This window comes from Streptomyces sp. NBC_00576 (assembly GCF_036345175.1).
Classification (GTDB): domain Bacteria; phylum Actinomycetota; class Actinomycetes; order Streptomycetales; family Streptomycetaceae; genus Streptomyces.
On sequence record NZ_CP107780.1, the window covers coordinates 2,266,728 to 2,282,580 of the forward strand.

13 protein-coding genes are annotated in these 15,853 nt (G+C 69.5%); 4 read left to right on the forward strand and 9 right to left on the reverse strand.

From position 1 onward, the window contains the following. Positions 1 to 84 precede the first annotated feature (84 nt). The gene (locus OG734_RS09580) at positions 85 to 2,355 is read left to right on the forward strand and encodes an MMPL family transporter (protein ID WP_330287056.1); all 2,271 of its coding nucleotides are present in this window, start codon (positions 85 to 87) and stop codon (positions 2,353 to 2,355) included. 106 nt (positions 2,356 to 2,461) lie between these two features. Here the strand turns inward: OG734_RS09580 and OG734_RS09585 are convergent, their stop codons facing one another. From OG734_RS09585 to OG734_RS09595, 3 genes are read right to left on the reverse strand one after another with little or no spacing between them, the layout of a single operon-like run. Further along, entirely contained in the window at positions 2,462 to 3,736 is a 1,275-nt protein-coding gene (locus tag OG734_RS09585) for an ABC transporter substrate-binding protein (RefSeq protein WP_330287057.1), read from the reverse strand. Further along, entirely contained in the window at positions 3,736 to 4,569 is an 834-nt protein-coding gene (locus OG734_RS09590) for a carbohydrate ABC transporter permease (RefSeq protein WP_330287058.1), read from the reverse strand. The genes OG734_RS09585 and OG734_RS09590 overlap by 1 nt, the downstream gene beginning before the upstream one ends. After that, positions 4,566 to 5,504 (reverse strand): carbohydrate ABC transporter permease, encoded by a 939-nt coding sequence (locus OG734_RS09595; protein ID WP_330287059.1) that lies wholly within the window; start codon positions 5,502 to 5,504, stop codon positions 4,566 to 4,568. The genes OG734_RS09590 and OG734_RS09595 overlap by 4 nt, the downstream gene beginning before the upstream one ends. A gap of 204 nt (positions 5,505 to 5,708) precedes the next feature. Between OG734_RS09595 and OG734_RS09600 the strand changes: the two genes are divergently transcribed. Next, positions 5,709 to 6,578 carry a phosphotransferase enzyme family protein gene (locus OG734_RS09600; protein WP_330287060.1) on the forward strand — a complete coding sequence of 290 codons (870 nt, stop codon included), beginning with the start codon at positions 5,709 to 5,711 and terminating at the stop codon, positions 6,576 to 6,578. An 89-nt stretch (positions 6,579 to 6,667) separates the two neighbouring features. On the opposite strand, the gene OG734_RS09605 is transcribed toward OG734_RS09600, so the two are convergent. After that, on the reverse strand, positions 6,668 to 7,570 hold the full coding sequence (locus OG734_RS09605) for a LysR family transcriptional regulator (RefSeq protein ID WP_330287061.1): 903 nt from the start codon (positions 7,568 to 7,570) through the stop codon (positions 6,668 to 6,670). Between the two features lie 94 nt (positions 7,571 to 7,664). On the opposite strand from OG734_RS09605, the gene OG734_RS09610 reads away from it, so the two are divergent. Continuing rightward, a complete protein-coding gene (locus OG734_RS09610; RefSeq protein ID WP_330287062.1) occupies positions 7,665 to 8,648 on the forward strand; it encodes a DMT family transporter in 984 nt (327 codons plus the stop codon). Here the strand turns inward: OG734_RS09610 and OG734_RS09615 are convergent. The 5 genes from OG734_RS09615 to OG734_RS09635 form a co-directional block, all read right to left on the reverse strand. Beyond that, complete coding sequence (locus tag OG734_RS09615; RefSeq protein ID WP_330287063.1) at positions 8,602 to 8,955, reverse strand: VOC family protein; 354 nt, start codon at positions 8,953 to 8,955, stop codon at positions 8,602 to 8,604. The two genes, OG734_RS09610 and OG734_RS09615, sit on opposite strands and share 47 nt — an antisense overlap. A gap of 88 nt (positions 8,956 to 9,043) precedes the next feature. Next, on the reverse strand, positions 9,044 to 9,766 hold the full coding sequence (locus OG734_RS09620; protein ID WP_330287064.1) for a 3'-5' exonuclease: 723 nt from the start codon (positions 9,764 to 9,766) through the stop codon (positions 9,044 to 9,046). A 128-nt stretch (positions 9,767 to 9,894) separates the two neighbouring features. Beyond that, on the reverse strand, positions 9,895 to 11,133 hold the full coding sequence (locus OG734_RS09625) for an SAV2148 family HEPN domain-containing protein (protein WP_330287065.1): 1,239 nt from the start codon (positions 11,131 to 11,133) through the stop codon (positions 9,895 to 9,897). A 114-nt stretch (positions 11,134 to 11,247) separates the two neighbouring features. Then, positions 11,248 to 12,546 (reverse strand): copper amine oxidase, encoded by a 1,299-nt coding sequence (locus tag OG734_RS09630; RefSeq protein ID WP_330287066.1) that lies wholly within the window; start codon positions 12,544 to 12,546, stop codon positions 11,248 to 11,250. An 85-nt stretch (positions 12,547 to 12,631) separates the two neighbouring features. Then, positions 12,632 to 13,465, reverse strand: a complete 834-nt coding sequence (locus OG734_RS09635; RefSeq protein ID WP_330287067.1) for a Tat pathway signal sequence domain protein — start codon at positions 13,463 to 13,465, stop codon at positions 12,632 to 12,634. A 190-nt stretch (positions 13,466 to 13,655) separates the two neighbouring features. Between OG734_RS09635 and glgX the strand changes: the two genes are divergently transcribed. Beyond that, the gene (glgX, locus tag OG734_RS09640) at positions 13,656 to 15,809 is read left to right on the forward strand and encodes a glycogen debranching protein GlgX (protein ID WP_330287068.1); all 2,154 of its coding nucleotides are present in this window, start codon (positions 13,656 to 13,658) and stop codon (positions 15,807 to 15,809) included. Positions 15,810 to 15,853 lie beyond the last annotated feature (44 nt).

A 15,853-nucleotide genomic window follows, 5' to 3' on the forward strand; every position in this document is an offset into this window, starting at 1 on the left:
AGGAGATGGTCTTATCCGGCCCATACCTTCGAACTAAAGGTGATGGCAGGGGGCTGTTGCCGCATACGAGGGGGCAAGCCCGTCATGGGGAACGGAGAAACGCGGGTACGGGGCATAGCCGCCCGGGCCGGCGGCTGGAGCGCCAAGCATCGCTGGGCGGCCGTCGGGATCTGGGTGCTGTTCGTCGTCCTGGCGATGGGGCTCGGGTCCGCCGCCGGCAGCGTCGATGTCAAGGAGAGCGACCAGCTGGGGGGCGAGACCCACACAGCCGCCAAGATCATCGAAGATGCCGGGATCGACGAGCCCTCGAGCGAGACCGTCCTCATCCAGGCGAAGGACGCGAGCGTCAAGGCCACGGACGCCGCGTTCCGGACCGCCGTCGCCGATGTCATGAAGGCGGTCGACGGGACCGGCAAGGTCACGGACGTCCAGTCGCCCTACGACACGGACACCCTCTCGAAGGACGGACGCAGCGCGCTCGTCCAGTTCGACATGCGGGGCGACGCCGAGACAGCGGGCGACCGGGTCGAGCCGGTGCTGAAGGCCGTCGCGGACGTCCAGAAGGACCACTCGGAGCTGCGGATCGAGGAGATCGGCGGCGCCAGTATGAACAAGACGTTCAGCGACGCCTTCGGTGACGACTTCAAGAAGGCGGAGCTGTCCGCCGTGCCGGTGGCCCTCGGCATTCTGCTGATCGCGTTCGGCGCGCTGGTCGCGGCGCTGCTGCCGGTGGCGCTGGCGGTCACCGCGATCATGGCGACGATGGGCCTGATGGGCATCGTCAGCCACCTCCAGCCCATGGACGACACCGCCAGTTCCGTGATGCTGCTCGTCGGCCTCGCCGTCGGCGTCGACTACTGCCTGTTCTATCTGCGCCGGGAGCGCGAGGAGCGGGCGGCGGGCCGCAGTCCCGAGGCCGCGCTCCGGATCGCCGCGGCGACCAGTGGCCGCGCGATCGTCGTCTCCGGTGTCACGGTGTGCGTGGCGATGGCGGGCATGCTGTTCACCGGGCTCGCCACGTTCGAGGCGATGGGACTGGCCTCGCTGATGGTCGTGGCGGTCGCCATGGTCGGTTCGGTGACGGTCCTTCCGGCGCTGCTGTCGCTGCTCGGTGAGCGGGTCGAGAAGGGCCGGATTCCGTTCCTGCACCCTGACAAGCGGCGCAAGAACGGCAACCGTGGCAAGAGCAACGGGGAGAGCCGTTTCTGGACGGCGGTGCTGAAGGTTGTACTCGCCAGGCCTGCCATCTCGCTGGTCGTCGCCGCCGGTGCGCTGCTCGCCGTGGCCGCGCCCGCGCTCGGCATGAAGACCCAGAACCTCACCCTGGACCAGGAGTTCGGCGACTCGCTGCCGATCGTCGGCACCTACAACCGCGTCAACGACGCGTTCCCCGGCGGCTCCGACCCCGCCGAGGTGATCGTCAAGGCAAAGGACATCAACGCGGCCGACGTGAAGTCCGCGCTCGCCGACTTCCGTGCGCGGGCGATCAGTTCGGGTGCCTCGCGCGGCCCGGTGGACATCAAGCTGCACGACGCGGAGAACATCGCCTTCGTGTACGTCCCGCTGGTCGGCGGTTCCGACCTGGACAAGGCCGGCGAGAGCCTGGACAAGCTGCGCGACGAGGTACGCCCGGCCACCCTCGGCAAGGTCGACGGCGTCCAGGCGCCGATCACCGGGCAGGTCGCGGGCTCGAAGGACTTCAACGACCAGCTGGCCGGCGCGGTCGCCCCGGTCTTCGCCTTCGTGGTCGTGTTCGCCTTCCTGCTGATGCTCCTGTCGTTCCGTTCCCTGACGATCGCGATCACCTCGATCGTGCTCAACCTGCTCTCGGTCGGGGCGGCCTACGGCATCCTGGTCGCCGTCTTCCAGCACGGCTGGGGTGCGTCACTGGTGGGCGCGGAGGGCGTGGGCGCCATCATCACCTGGCTGCCGCTGTTCCTCTTCGTGATCCTGTTCGGCCTGTCGATGGACTACCACGTGTTCGTCGTCTCCCGCATCCGCGAGGCGCACATACGGGGCCGTACGACGAAGGACGCGATCCAGCACGGGGTGGTCACCACGGCCGGGGTCGTCACCAGTGCCGCCGTCATCATGGTCGCCGTCTTCGCCATCTTCGGGACGCTGTCGATGCAGTCCATGAAGCAGATGGGGGTGGGCCTCGCGGCGGCTGTACTCATCGACGCGACGATCATCCGGGGTGTGCTGCTGCCTGCGGTGATGGCCCTGCTCGGCGAGCGCAACTGGTACTTCCCGAAGTGGCTGAGCCGCCTCCCGGACCTGACCCACGACGAGGCCCCGGAGCCCGTGTCACCGCCTCCGCCGCCCGCCGTGGAGGGCAAGCGGGTCGGAGTCTGATCACTCCCCCGCGCCCCACCCTCCACACCCCTTGAACACTCTGCAAGTCCCTTGATCTGAGGGCCCGTTGGTCACCGGGGAGCCAGCGGGCCCTCTGCACTTTCACTTACCGCTGATAGCGCGCCAGCACCAGGTTCCCGTCGTCCTCCAGCCGTTTCCGCAGTTCGGCGAGGTCGATCGCGCCGCTGTAGTACTCCTGGAACGCGGGGGTCGCGACCTTGTCCTTCCACTCCGGGTAGCCCCGTACGGACTGGGCGGGGGCCGACCGGAGGTGGGTGGCGAGGGCGGTGCCCGTGGCCCAGCCGTCCTTCCGTGTGTGCAGGGAAGGGGATTTCAGGGCCTGGGTGCCCGTGGGGAGCATCCAGTCGCCCAGGGCGAGACGGACCATGTTCTCGGGGCGCAGTATGAAGTCGATGAACTCGGCTGCCTCCGCCTGGTGTCGGCTGTCCTCGGCGATGGAGAGGGTCTGCGGGCTGACGCCCTGGGTGAGTCCGTCGGCGCCCGCCGGGGCGGGCAGCACCTGCCACTCGAAGCCCTTCGGTGCCTGCTGTGTGATCTGCTGGCGGTAGGAGAAGCCGAGCGGGACCATCGCGTACCGGCCGCCGAAGAACCCGGGCAGGGTGTCGGAGCCGCCACTGCCCAGTGTCGAACTCGACGCGCTGTCATCGGAGTTGACCTGGTCGTGGATCGTACGGGGGACCACTTCCTCGGGCGCTGCGAACCGGACGGTGACCTTGCCGTCCGCTCCCCGGTGGAACAGCTGCCCGCCCGCCGACAGTGACAGGTTGAGCGTGGCGGAGACGGGCTCCTTGAGCGGCCAGGCAACGCCGTACTTGCCGTCCCCGCTCAACTCGCGGGTGACCGACCGGAATTCGGCCCAGCTCCAGGGGTGTTCGGGGGTGGGGACACGCACCCCGGACTCCCGCAGCCACTTCGCGTTGGCGATCAGCACGCGCGGCTCCTGGAGGAACGGCACGCCGTAGACACCGTCCCCGAAGGTCGTCGTCTCCCAACTGCGCTGCGGGATGTCGGACTTGAGCCGCTCGGGCAGCAGCCGGCGCAGATCGGCGAGGTAGCCGCCGTAGGCGAAGTCCGCGAGGTCGTCCGAGGCGTCGTGGATGATGTCGGGGGCCTCGCCACCCTCGAAGGAGGTGAGGAGCTGGTCGTGCACGCTGTCCCAACTCCCCTGTACATACTCGACCTTGACGTTCGGATGGATCGCGTTCCACTCCTTCACCAGTGCCTTGTTGACGGCGACCGACTCGTCCTGCCAGGCGAGGGACTGGAAGCGGAGGGTGATCGTGCCGTCCTCGCTACCGCCATCACCGCCTGTGCAGCCGGCGAGAAGCAGCACGAGGACGACGAGCCATCGTGCACGCATCAGCTCTTCACCGCCCCTGCCATCAGGCCGCCGGTGATGCGGCGTTGGACGATCGCGAACACCACGAGCGAGGGCAGCGTCGCCAGGAACGCGGCGGCGGCCAGCGGGCCGAGATCCGCCACGCCCTCCGCGCCGATGAAGTGGGTGAGGACGACCGGCAGGGTCTGTTTCTCCGGGGTCTTGAGGAGCACCAGGGCGAAGAAGAACTCGTTCCAGGCGGTGACGAACGCGAACAGTGCCGTCGCCACGATCCCCGGCGCGAGCAACGGCGCCATGACGGAGACCAGGGTGCGCAGGCGTCCGGCCCCGTCGACGGCCGCCGCCTCCTCCAACTCGGCGGGTACGGCCCGTACATACCCGACGAGCATCCACAGCGCGAAGGGCAGCGACCACACCACGTAAACCATCACCAGCCCGAAGACGGAGTCGATCAGGCGCAGGTTCTTCAGCACCAGGAACAGCGGAATGATCACCAGCACGAACGGGAACGCCTGGCTGACCACCACCCATCCGGTGGCCGCCCGCCCGAGCAACGTGCGGTGCCTGGCCATGACGTACGCCATCGGGGTCGCCAGCAGTACGGCGACCAGCGCGGCCGAGGCCGCCGCGAGCAGGGAGTTCAACGCGGCGTGCAGCAGCGGTTGTTCGTCGAAGGCCTGACGGAAGTTGTCGAGGGTGGGGTTCCTCGGGACCCAGGTGGGGTGCAGACTGCCCAGTTCACGCGGGGGCTTGAAGGCGGTGGACAGAAGCCACAGGAACGGGAGGGCCAGAAAGGCGAGATAGGCGAGAAGGGCCGCGTACTGGCCGATGCGGGCGCTCTTGCTCGTCCTCAACGCTCCTCACCTCCTCTCAGCCTGCCGACGAGGAACACGGCCAGCAGGACGGAGATCAGCGCGACCATCACACAGCCCATCGCCGCCGCGTAGCCGAACTGCCCGTAGCGGAAGGCCTCTTCGTAGGCGAAGAGCATGGGCAGCCGGGTACGGCCGCCGGGGCCGCCGTTCGTCAGGACGTACACCAGGGCGAACGAGTTGAAGTTCCAGATCAGGTTGAGGGCGGTGATGGCGAGCGCGACCGGCCGCAGGGCGGGCCAGGTGACCGTCCGGAAGCGGCGCCAGGCACCGGCGCCGTCCATCGCCGCCGCCTCGTGCAGTTCGCGCGGCGTGTTCTGCAGCCCGGCGAGCAGCGCGACCGTCGTCTGCGGCATCCCCGCCCAGACGCCGACGACGATGACGGCGGGCAGTGCGGTCGTCAGGCCGCTGAGCCAGTCGTGTCCGTCGCCCAGGCCCAGGTCGCGCAGTGTCTCGTTGAGGACGCCGGCGTCCGCGTTGTAGACGAGCCGCCACATGATGCCGACGACGACCTCGGGCATCGCCCACGGGATGATCGCGAGGGCGCGGGCCAGCCAGCGCAGCCGTAACTCCTGGTTGAGGAGGAGGGCGAGGCCGAGGGCGAGCAGGAACTGCGGCACGGTCACCCCGACCGCCCAGACCAGCCCGATCCGAAACGACTGCCAGAACAGCGTGTCGTGCAGCAGGTCCTGGAAGTTGAGCGTGCCGATCCACTGTGTGGACGCGGTCCGGCCGGACTGGGCGTCGGTGAACGCCAGCAGGATCCCGTACAGCAGTGGCCCCACGCTCAGGACGAGGATGGGGATCAGGGCGGGCAGGACGAGGAACCAGGCGCCGTGTCCGCCGAGCGGCCGACTGCCGGGTCCGGCGCGGGTCACGCGCTTGGCCGGCCGCCTCGCCCCGGTCACCAGTGTCACGTGGTCGGCTCCTTCGGACGCCCCGGACGACCCGGTCATGGTCGTGAAACCCGGGTACACAGTCAAGGCACCGCGCACACGCCCCCACCAGTGCGAATGCGACACTGACCGGCGGATGGCGTGAACCCGACGCCGTTCGCGGATGTACATGGGCGTGCACAGCGGTACCCAGCTGTGTACGAGGGACTGCGCGGGAGGCGGACGATGGACGAGGCACGGGCCCGGGACGTACTGGCCGCGGCGGGCGTACTGCCGCCCGGCCCGGCAGCGGGCGCGCGGCTCCTCGCGCTGGGCGAGAACGCGGTGTTCGCGGCCGGTGACCTGGTCGTCAAGGTGGGCCGCGACGCCGAACTCCTCGACCGGGCGCGGCGGGAGCTGGACATCGCGCTCTGGCTCGCCGAGGCGGACGTCCCGGCGGTACGCGCGGCCGACCCGACGGCGCGACTCGTCGAGGGCCACCCGGTGACGGTGTGGCACCGGCTGCCCGATCCCGTACGCCCGGCCGAACCCGGGGATTTGGCCGAACTCCTACGCATCGTGCACGCCCTGCCGCTCCCCCGCGCCTTCACCTTGCCGCCCCGTGAACTCCTGGGCGGCGTCGAACGCTGGCTGCGGCTCGCGGGCGACGCGATCGACCCGGCGGACGCGGCGTATCTGCGCGAGCGTCGCGACGGTTTCGCCACGGCCGCCGCCGCGCTCACCCCGCAGCTCCCGCCCGGCCCGATCCACGGCGACGCGCTTCCCCGGAACGTGCACATCGGCCCCGACGGCCCCGTCCTGGTCGACCTGGAGACCTTCTCCGCCGACCTGCGCGAACACGACCTGGTGGTCATGGCCCTCTCCCACGACCGCTACGCCCTCCCGACCGAGTCCTACGACGCGTTCACGGAGGCGTACGGGTGGGACGTACGGGAGTGGGAGGGGTGCGGGACGCTCCGCGGGGCGCGGGAGACGGCGAGCTGTGCGTGGGTTGCGCAGCATGCGCCTGTCAATCCGAAGGCATTGGCCGAGTTCTCGCGGCGGGTGGGGTCTTTGCGGGCGGGGGATTCGACGGTGCGGTGGTATCCGTTCTGAGCGCCCAGTGGGTTGGGGCTTGCTGTTTTTCGGCGGCTGCGAGTTGAGTGTGGCTTGTCGCGCAGTTCCCCGCGCCCCTGTCGGGGGCGCTACTCCTTGGCCTGGATTGTTTGTGCTGCTCGCTGCAGTTCCGTCAGTACCGTTCGTACCGCCCTGCGGGCTGATCGTTCCGGGCGGTGGAGGGCGTCGATTCGGCGTCTGGCCCGGACGCCGCTGAGGGGCTTGAGGACGAGGGCGGGGTGCGGGCGCGAGGTCCAGCGGGGCATCAGTGCGAGGCCTCCGCCGGCGGCCACCACCTCCGCCGCCACCGCGAACTCGTTGATGCGATGGGCGAGATGGGGCCGACGCCCCGCCGCGGTGGCGATGGCCTCGATCGTGGCCATGATCGGGAAGCCGTCGTGTACGGCGATCCAGGGCTGGTCGGCCACATCGGCGGGGGTCAGTCGTCGCCTGGCGGCGAGCGGATGGTCGGCGGGCATGGCCACGTCGAGGGGTTCGCGCAGCAGCGGGGTCGCCGCCACCGTGCGCGGCCAGGGCGGGGCGTGGTCCAGACGGTGAGCGAGGACGAGGTCGTACTCCCTGGTCAGCGGCGGGAAGTCGTCCTGCGTCACGTCCTCGTCGGCCAGCGCGAGCACCGGCCCGTCCACTCCCGCGAGGGCCCACAGCAGCAGCGGGAAGAAGGCGGCGCCCGCGCTGGAGAACGCAGCCACGGACACCTCCCCGTCCGGCCGGTCCAGAAACTCCTCGACGGTGTGCCGGGCCCGCGCCAGCGCCGACTCCACCTCGGTCGCGGCGCCCGCCAACGCCTGCCCGGCGTCGGTCAGCACCAGCCGCCGCCCCTGTCGCTCGGTGAGCGGGACCGGGATGGCGCGCTGGAGCAGCCGCAACTGCTGCGAGATCGCCGAGGGCGTGACGAGCAACGCGTCGGCGACGGCGGTGACGCTGCCCAGCTCACCGAGTTCGCGCAGGATCCTCAGCTGACGTTCGTCCATGGGACGAGTGTAGGCAGACTGTGTAGGGGATCTAAAAGATCGTTTTAGAAGGTGGTTCTAGGCTTCAGGGTCGTCGCCGGTGCACCGTAGTCGCGTGTCCGACTCCCGCCGTACCGACGCGGTACTCCTCCTGGTCGCGCTTGTCTGGGGTTCCAGTTATCTGTCCGCCCAGACGGCCACCTCCGCCCTGCCCGTCCTCGTGGTCCTGTTCGCGCGGTACGCCCTCTCCGCGCTCGCCTGTCTCGGCCTGGTCGGCGCCGGACGGGGGAAGGACCAGGAGCGTGGCCGGGGTTTCCGTCTGTGGACCCGGGAGGAGGTGCGGGCCGGGCTGCCGCTCGGGGTCACGCAGGCCGCCGTACTCGTCGTGGAGACGTACGGAGTCGCCCACACCACCGCCGCCAACGCGGGCCTGATCATCAGCCTGACCATTGTGCTCACCCCTCTCCTGGACCGCGCCGGACACCCCTACGGCCTGCCCCCGGCCTTCTACGCAGCCGCCGGCGTGTGTGTCCTCGCCGTCGGCCTGCTCATGTCCGGCAACGGCTTCCACGCTTTGCGTCTCGGTGACCTGCTGATGCTGGGCGCGGCGCTGGTACGGGCGGGTCATGTCGCCCTGGTCGGACGCCTCACCACAGGCCGGCCGATCCGCCCCCTCCATCTGACGACCCTCCAGACCGTGATCGGCACGGCTCTGTTCCTGCCGGCCGCCGCTCCCGACCTGTCGGCGCTCACCCGCGCCGACTCCGGAACCTGGACACAGTTGGTCTATCTCGCCCTGTTCTGCAGCGTGTTCGCGTTTCTCGCCCAGACGTGGGCCGTGCAGCGGACGTCGGCGAGCCGGGCCAGCCTGCTGCTGGGTACGGAGCCGATCTGGGCCGCCGCGATCGGCATCGCGTTGGGCGGCGAACATCTGACGCCGCTCACGGCGCTGGGCGCGACGCTGATGGTCACGGGCACGTACTGGGGCCAGTCGGTGGAACGCGCCCACCGCACGCGGAGGGCACCCGCCAGGGTGCTCGCCCCCGCCGCCGTCATACCGGCTGCCACAGCTCCACCCGGTTGCCCTCAGGATCGGTGACCCAGCCGAAGCGGCCGACGCCCTCCATGTCCTGCGTTTCCGCGGCCACGTCCGCACCCTTGGCGCGCAGTTGCGCGAGCATCGCCTCCAGGTCGCGGACCCGGAAGTTGAGCATCGTCTGCTGGGTGCGGGACCCGAAGTAGTCGGTCCCGGACTCGAACGTCGCGAACACCGTCGGCCCGGCTTCCTGACCCCACAGGCCGTTCTCGTCGGCTTCCAGACCCAGGCAGTCGCGATACCACGCGCTCAGTACCACCGGGTCGGCAGCCCGCATGAAGTATCCACCGATCCCCAGCACACGTTCCATGCCGCCATCCTGCCAGGACGGCGACCGGGCGGTCCGCCACCACACCAACGCTCGCGGTGGAAGTTGAGCGTGGCGTTCTCGCTGTGCCTCACACCACCTCGTCCACTACCTCCCGTACCGGCCACGTGCCGTCCACCACCGCGTCCGTCTCCCCCTTGCGGCGCAGGAAGCTCTGGAAATCCACCGCCCACTCCGCGTACCACTCGATCTGGCGCCGATGCAGCTCCACCGGCCCGAGTGCCGCAACCTTCGGATGCCGCTCGGCTATCGCGCACGCCAGGCGCGCCGCGGCCAAAGCGTCCGCCGACGCGTCGTGGGCCGCTTCCAGCAGGACGCCGTACTCCGTGCACACCGCTTCGAGGTTGCGCTTGCCGCGCCGGTACCGGTCGACGGAGCGGTCGATCGTGTACGGGTCGATCACCGGCGCCAGATCCAGGCCGCCCAACCGCTCCCGCAGGGACGGCAGACCGTGCCGCCGCAGCTCGGCGGAGAGCAGCGTGAGGTCGAAGTTCGCGTTGTAGGCGACCACCGGCACACCGGTCTTCCAGTACGTCGCCAGTACGTCCGCGATCGCGTCCGCGACCTGGTCGGCCGGTCGGCCCTCGCTGGTCGCGCGCTCGTTGGTGATGCCGTGCACGGCGACCGCGTCCGCCGGGATCTCCACGCCCGGATCGGCCAGCCATTCGCGGCGGCCGAGCGGCTCACCGCCCCTCACCTCGATCACCGCGCCGGTGACAATGCGTGCCTCGCGCGGGTCCGTCCCGGTCGTCTCCAGGTCGAAGCCGATCAGCAGCTCATGGTGCCAGCCCATGCCTGGCCCCCCTTCTTACCTTCTTGGTGGTGCTTTCCCCCAGTGGTCTCCACGATCCCATGAGCCACTGACAATCAGGGGACCGCGTTCCGCTTGTGGAAGGTGAGCAGTCGAGCGCATCGGACAGGTCAGGACACAGGCCGCGAATCCGCCCAGGCCACCTCGAACTCCTCGCGGTATGTCGGGAGAAGGCCGCTCTCCTCCGCGTCGTCCGATCTGACCGTCCGGCTTCCGGCGCGCAGCACCAGCACGGGTGCCTCCATCCCGCGCGTCCGGCGCAGATAGGTCTGCACGATCGCGACCCCGTCCGAGGCGTCCCCGTCGACGAGGTAGGCCGTGAAGCGGGGCGTCTCGTCGAAGACCTGGATCTCGAAGGCGCCCGGGTCGCGCAGTTTCGACCGCACCCGGCGCATGTGCAGGATGTTCATCTCCACCGCGCGGCTCAGCTCGCCTCGTTTGATGCCGAGTTCCCGCTCACGCCGCTTCACCGCACTGGACGCGGGGTTCAGGAACAGCAGCCTCGCCCGGCAGCCCGACTCCGCCAGCCGCACCAGCCGCCGCCCGGAGAAGTTCTGCACGAGCAGGTTGAGGCCGATACCGATGGCGTCGAGGCGACGCGCGCCGCCGAAGATGTCCTCGGCCGGGAACTGGCGCATCAGCCGTACGCGGTCGGTGTGTACGGCAACCACGTCCCCGTACCGGTCGCCCACCAGGTCCTCGACCGCGTCCACCGGCAGACGGCGCGCGGAGGGCACGTCACCCCCCGCGCCGAGGGTCTCCAGGAGCTTGCCCGAGGCCCGCTCGGCCTGGCCCAGGACGGCCTCGGACAGGGCCCGGTTGCGGGAGACGACGTTACGGGTGACCTCCAGCTCGTCCAGAGCGAGTTCGACGTCGCGGCGCTCGTCGACGTACGGCTCGAAGCACGGCCAGTGCTGCACCATCAGCTCGCGCAGCTGGGGCAGGGTGAGGAAGCTGAGGACGTTGTCGTCGGCGGGGTCGAGCAAGTAGCCCTTGCGGCGGCTGACTTCGCGTACGGCGACCGCGCGCTGCACCCACTCCTGGCCGGCCGGTCCTGCGGCGGCGACCACCCACTCGTCGCCGTGGACGGGTTCGTAGATGGGGCGCAGGACGGCGGCCACGACCGCGCGCAGCCGCTGTTCGACCAGGTTCAGCCAGATGTAGGCCCGGCCGGCCCGCTGGGCGCGTGTACGCACCTCGCGCCAGGCGTCGGCGTCCCAGTCCAGTTCCGGTCCAATGGAACCCGTCTCCATCGGCCGTGCCAGGGACACCGCGCCGGGCGGGACCTCTGTGGAGTGACCCTCGTGACCCTCGTCACCAGGGGGCAGCTCCAGCCCTCCCGAGCCCACCCGCGCACCGCCTTCCGCTCCCCCGAGCTCTCCCCGTGGCCGGTCCCGGCCAACGATCAAGGAAGGGTACTCCGGGAGTGGTCGGCGGTGCAGCAGGATGGACAGGGTCGTTTCTCAACTACCGCTTTCGACATGCCCGTTCTGGTTGGCGAGGGCGGCGGGAGTGAGCGGATTCATAGCGGTGACATCGCGCGGGGCGATGGCGAAGCCCTGCCAGTGGACGGGCATGGGCTGCTGGTCCTCGTCCCGGGCGATGTGGTGGAATCCCACGTTCACCCAGGCCAACGGGTGGGTGAGGGTCTGTCCGTTGACCCATCCGTCGACGGACTTCTTGGCGCCCACGCCGCAGTTGGGCAGGTTGTCGCTGGCGAACTGCTCGCACTTGTTGTACTCGGTGAAGTAGACGTCGTGCCGGGTGTAGCTGCGGCCCGGGTACTTGGTGGTGGCGCCGGGGACGATCTCGTACGACCGTGCGTGGCCGTCCTTGTTCTTGCCGGTGGCGCTGACCATCCGCCACCAGCGCATGGTCTTGGCGTCGCCCGCGAGTTCCTTCTTGACCTGGGTGCGGGTCGTTTTGGTGGTGGGTCCCTCCTGGCCGCTCGCGGGCGGGCTGACCACGGAGTCGTACTGCTCGACCTTGCCCTTGGAGGAGCCGTCGAGGCCGAAGTCGAGCCGCCAGAAGACGTTGTGGCTGTGGCTGGTGGCGTAGTCCTTGGCGCCCTTGCCGATGGGCCAGCCGCGGCCGTCGCCCGCGTCGTAGTCGTCGGGCGCGAGGCTGCCGGTGGCGCCGACGCTCATGTTGATGGTGCCGTCGTCCTGGAAGCGCCACTCGGTGATGTACTCGTACCAGCCGGTCTGGTTGACGGTGTAGACGAGCAGGTCCTTGCCCTGGGTCTGCCAGACCTTGTTCGCGGTGTCGCCCTGCATACGGTAGGCGTGGCCGCGCGAACGGGTCGTGGTGCACAGGCCCTTGACGTTCGCGTGCTCCGGGTCCCAGGCCTCGGGGACCTTGACGGTCTTGATGGTGCCGCCGGGGCATTCACCGGGCGCCATGTTCATCAGGCCCTGGGCGAAGCCCGCCGCGGTCAGGTCCTGGTACTCGGCCTTTCCGTCGTCATAGGGGACGTGTATCTGGGCGAGCTTCGCGGAGTTGAGGACCTTGATCGGCCGGGGCTCGCCCGGGGGCTGGTACGAGACCTTCTCCAGGACGAGCCCGGCCTCGCTCTCGTAGCGCCAGCACATCCGCCAGGTGGTACCGGAGGTGAGCTTCTGCTCGATGCGGTAGGGCGCACTGCACTCCGCGGGCGGTACGGGGGCGGCCTTGGGCTGGGCGGTGGCCGGGCCCGCCGCCGTGGTGAGCCCGGCGGCCAGCGCGACCGCGGAGAGGCCGACGAGCACATACTTTTCACGCATGACGAAGAGACTCCCTAGGAGGAGAGAGTTGAGAAGGGGAGAGGTTCGGAGGTGGTGGTGAACCAGGGCCTGTCGTCGCCCCAGGTCAGCCGAGCTTGGCCACCTTGTGGGCGCTCAGGTCGACCACGAGCGAACGGGCGTCGATCCACGGTCCGTTCTTCACCTTCGGAAAGATCCGCACACAGCGGTGGTCGCCGCAGGAGTCGAGTACGGCGGGCTGGGCGCCCGGAACGGCCTTGTACACCATGCTGGTGACGAGCAGCTGGTCCGGCGAGGTGAGTTCCGAGCTGGTGGCGTCCTTGTAGTCGGCCTTCAGACCCGCGCCCAGCGGGTCGGCTATCAGCAGCCTGGTCGCCTCAACCGTCTCGGCGCGGCTCAGGGGCGGCTGCACGCCGTGCTGGGTGTCGGTCCGCTCGACCTTGCCGGTGTCGAGATTGACGGTCCTGGTGACCAGGGTGTCGTCCTTGTAGTCGTAGTACGACACGTCCGCGCGCCGGGGCGCGTTCGGGTCGTCCACCTCGGCGGCCTCGGGGTCGGCGAGGTCGATGCCGAGCCGCTGCGGGCCGCGCGCTCCCTCCACGTTCTCACCGGAGTTGAGCAGCTGCCGGTTCAGGGCGAGCCGCTCGACCTGGGCCATCTCACCATCGGTGAGGGGATCACGGCCCTTGCCCTTCTTGCCCTCGGCGGGCACCTGTTCGACGACACCGGGCGGCACCGCGCCCTGCTGCTGCGCGGACTGCCCCGCACCCCCGCCCGTGTTCGCCGTACTCGCCGTGCTCCCGGAGGGGCCCGTCCCTCCCGAGTCGTCGGCCCCCGCCGATCCCGGCAGCGTCACCGCGACCATCACCGCCGTGCCGGCCACCGCTATCCCCGTACCCGCCACCACCTTGCCAAGGTGGCGGCGCACGATCTTGCGCACGTTGTCCCCTTACTCCCCCTCAGAGCCCAGGGAGTACGTGAAGATGGAATGTTTTGGCGTACCCGTGTACGCGGGTACGCACTGGTCGATCGGTAAGAGGGACGTAAGTCGTAGGTGGTTCCATCACTTTCGGGGAGACTCGGAGTGGAGTCGCCCCCAGCGGCGGACCACAACTGAAAGAGTCGAGTGCATGCAGGTCTGGCCAGGAGAGGCATATCCACTCGGTGCCACGTACGACGGCGCCGGCACCAATTTCGCGGTCTTCTCGGAGGCCGCCGACCGGGTCGAGCTGTGTCTGCTCCACGACGACGGCTCGGAAACGGCGGTGGAACTGCGGGAGAGCGACGCGTTCGTCCGGCACGCGTATCTGCCCGGAGTGATGCCGGGACAGCGGTACGGCTTCCGGGCGCACGGCCCGTACGCGCCCGAGCGCGGGCAGCGGACCAACTCGGCGAAGCTGCTGCTCGATCCGTACGCGAAGGCGATCAGCGGTTCGGTCACCTGGGGCGAGGAGGTGTACGGCTACCACTTCGGCGAGCCCGAGCGGCGCAACGATCTCGACTCGGCGCCGCACACCATGTCGTCGGTCGTGGTCAACCCGTACTTCGACTGGGGCGACGACCGGCGCCCGCGCACCGAGTACCACCACACGGTGATCTACGAGGCCCATGTGAAGGGCCTCACGATGCGCCACCCGGCGCTGCCCGAGGAACTGCGCGGCACCTACGCGGCGCTCGCCCACCCCGCAATCATCGAACATCTGACCGAACTCGGCGTGACGGCCCTGGAACTGATGCCGGTGCACCAGTTCGTGAACGACCACCGCCTGGTGGACATGGGCCTGAACAACTACTGGGGCTACAACACGATCGGCTTCTTCGCCCCGCACAACGCGTACGCCTCCTGGGGTGACCGCGGCCAGCAGGTCCTGGAGTTCAAGTCGGCGGTGCGGGCGCTGCACGAGGCCGGTATCGAGGTCATCCTGGACGTGGTCTACAACCACACCGCGGAGGGCAACCATCTGGGCCCGACGCTGTCCTTCCGGGGCATCGACAACGCGCAGTACTACCGGCTCGCCGAGGATCAGCGCTACTACACGGACACCACGGGCACCGGGAACTCGCTGCTCATGCGGTCCCCGCACGTGCTCCAGCTGATCATGGACTCGCTGCGCTACTGGGTCACCGAGATGCACGTCGACGGCTTCCGCTTCGACCTCGCGGCCACGCTGGCCCGGCAGTTCCACGAGGTGGACCGGCTGTCGTCGTTCTTCGACCTGGTCCAGCAGGACCCGGTGGTGTCCCAGGTGAAGCTGATCGCCGAGCCGTGGGACGTGGGCGAGGGCGGCTACCAGGTGGGCAACTTCCCACCGCTGTGGACCGAGTGGAACGGCATGTACCGCGACACCGTCCGGGACATGTGGCGGGGCGAGCCGCGCACGCTCGCGGAGTTCGCGTCCCGCCTGACGGGCTCCTCGGACCTGTACCAGGACGACGGTCGCCGTCCACTGGCCTCGATCAACTTCGTGACGTGCCATGACGGTTTCACCCTCAACGACCTGGTGTCGTACAACGAGAAGCGCAACCTGGCCAACGGCGAGGACAACCGGGACGGCGAGAGCCACAACAGGTCCTGGAACTGCGGTGCGGAGGGCGAGACCGACGACCCCGCCGTCCGTGCTCTCCGGGCGCGCCAGCTGCGGAACTTCATCGCGACGCTGATGCTGTCCCAGGGTGTGCCGATGCTCAGCCACGGCGACGAGTTCGCGCGCACCCAGGGCGGCAACAACAACGCGTACTGCCAGGACAACGAGATCTCCTGGGTGCCGTGGCCGAACTCCGCCGACAACGCCGACGGCGAACCCGGCTCCGAAGCCGAGCCCGGCTCCGCGGAACTCCTGGACTTCACGCGCGCGATGGTGTGGCTGCGCAAGGACCACCCGGTCTTCCGCAGGCGCCGCTTCTTCCACGGCCGCCCCGTGGAAGGCACCCACGACGACCTGTCGGACATCGCCTGGTTCACTCCGGCGGGCGAGGAGATGGTCCAGCGCGACTGGGACTCGGCGCAGGCGGGCGCGATGAGCGTGTTCCTCAACGGCAACGCGATCTCCGAACCCGGGGCGCGCGGTGAGCGCATCGCCGACGACTCGTTCCTGCTGATGTTCAACGCCTCGGCGAAGACACTGGAGTTCGTGGTGCCGGTCAACCACGGCCGCCAGTGGCAGGTCGTCATCGACACGGCCCGCCCGGAGGGCGTGACACCGGGCACGGGCGCGAAGGTGAAGGCAGGCGACCGCCTGACCCTGCTGGACCACAGCCTGACGGTGCTGCAGCGCCCCGCCTGATCCGTCCGAGTCCGCCCTACGGCCCTTCACGCGCGCGTGAAGGG

Bases quoted from the DNA above. Each gene is read 5' to 3' on its own strand.
- OG734_RS09580 (WP_330287056.1), top strand. From the start codon at position 85: ATGGGGAACGGAGAAACGCGGGTACGGGGCATAGCCGCCCGGGCCGGC.
- OG734_RS09585 (WP_330287057.1), bottom strand. From the start codon at position 3,736: ATGCGTGCACGATGGCTCGTCGTCCTCGTGCTGCTTCTCGCCGGCTGC.
- OG734_RS09600 (WP_330287060.1), top strand. From the start codon at position 5,709: ATGGACGAGGCACGGGCCCGGGACGTACTGGCCGCGGCGGGCGTACTG.
- OG734_RS09605 (WP_330287061.1), bottom strand. From the start codon at position 7,570: ATGGACGAACGTCAGCTGAGGATCCTGCGCGAACTCGGTGAGCTGGGC.
- OG734_RS09615 (WP_330287063.1), bottom strand. From the start codon at position 8,955: ATGGAACGTGTGCTGGGGATCGGTGGATACTTCATGCGGGCTGCCGAC.
- OG734_RS09620 (WP_330287064.1), bottom strand. From the start codon at position 9,766: ATGGGCTGGCACCATGAGCTGCTGATCGGCTTCGACCTGGAGACGACC.
- OG734_RS09630 (WP_330287066.1), bottom strand. From the start codon at position 12,546: ATGCGTGAAAAGTATGTGCTCGTCGGCCTCTCCGCGGTCGCGCTGGCC.
- glgX (WP_330287068.1), top strand. From the start codon at position 13,656: ATGCAGGTCTGGCCAGGAGAGGCATATCCACTCGGTGCCACGTACGAC.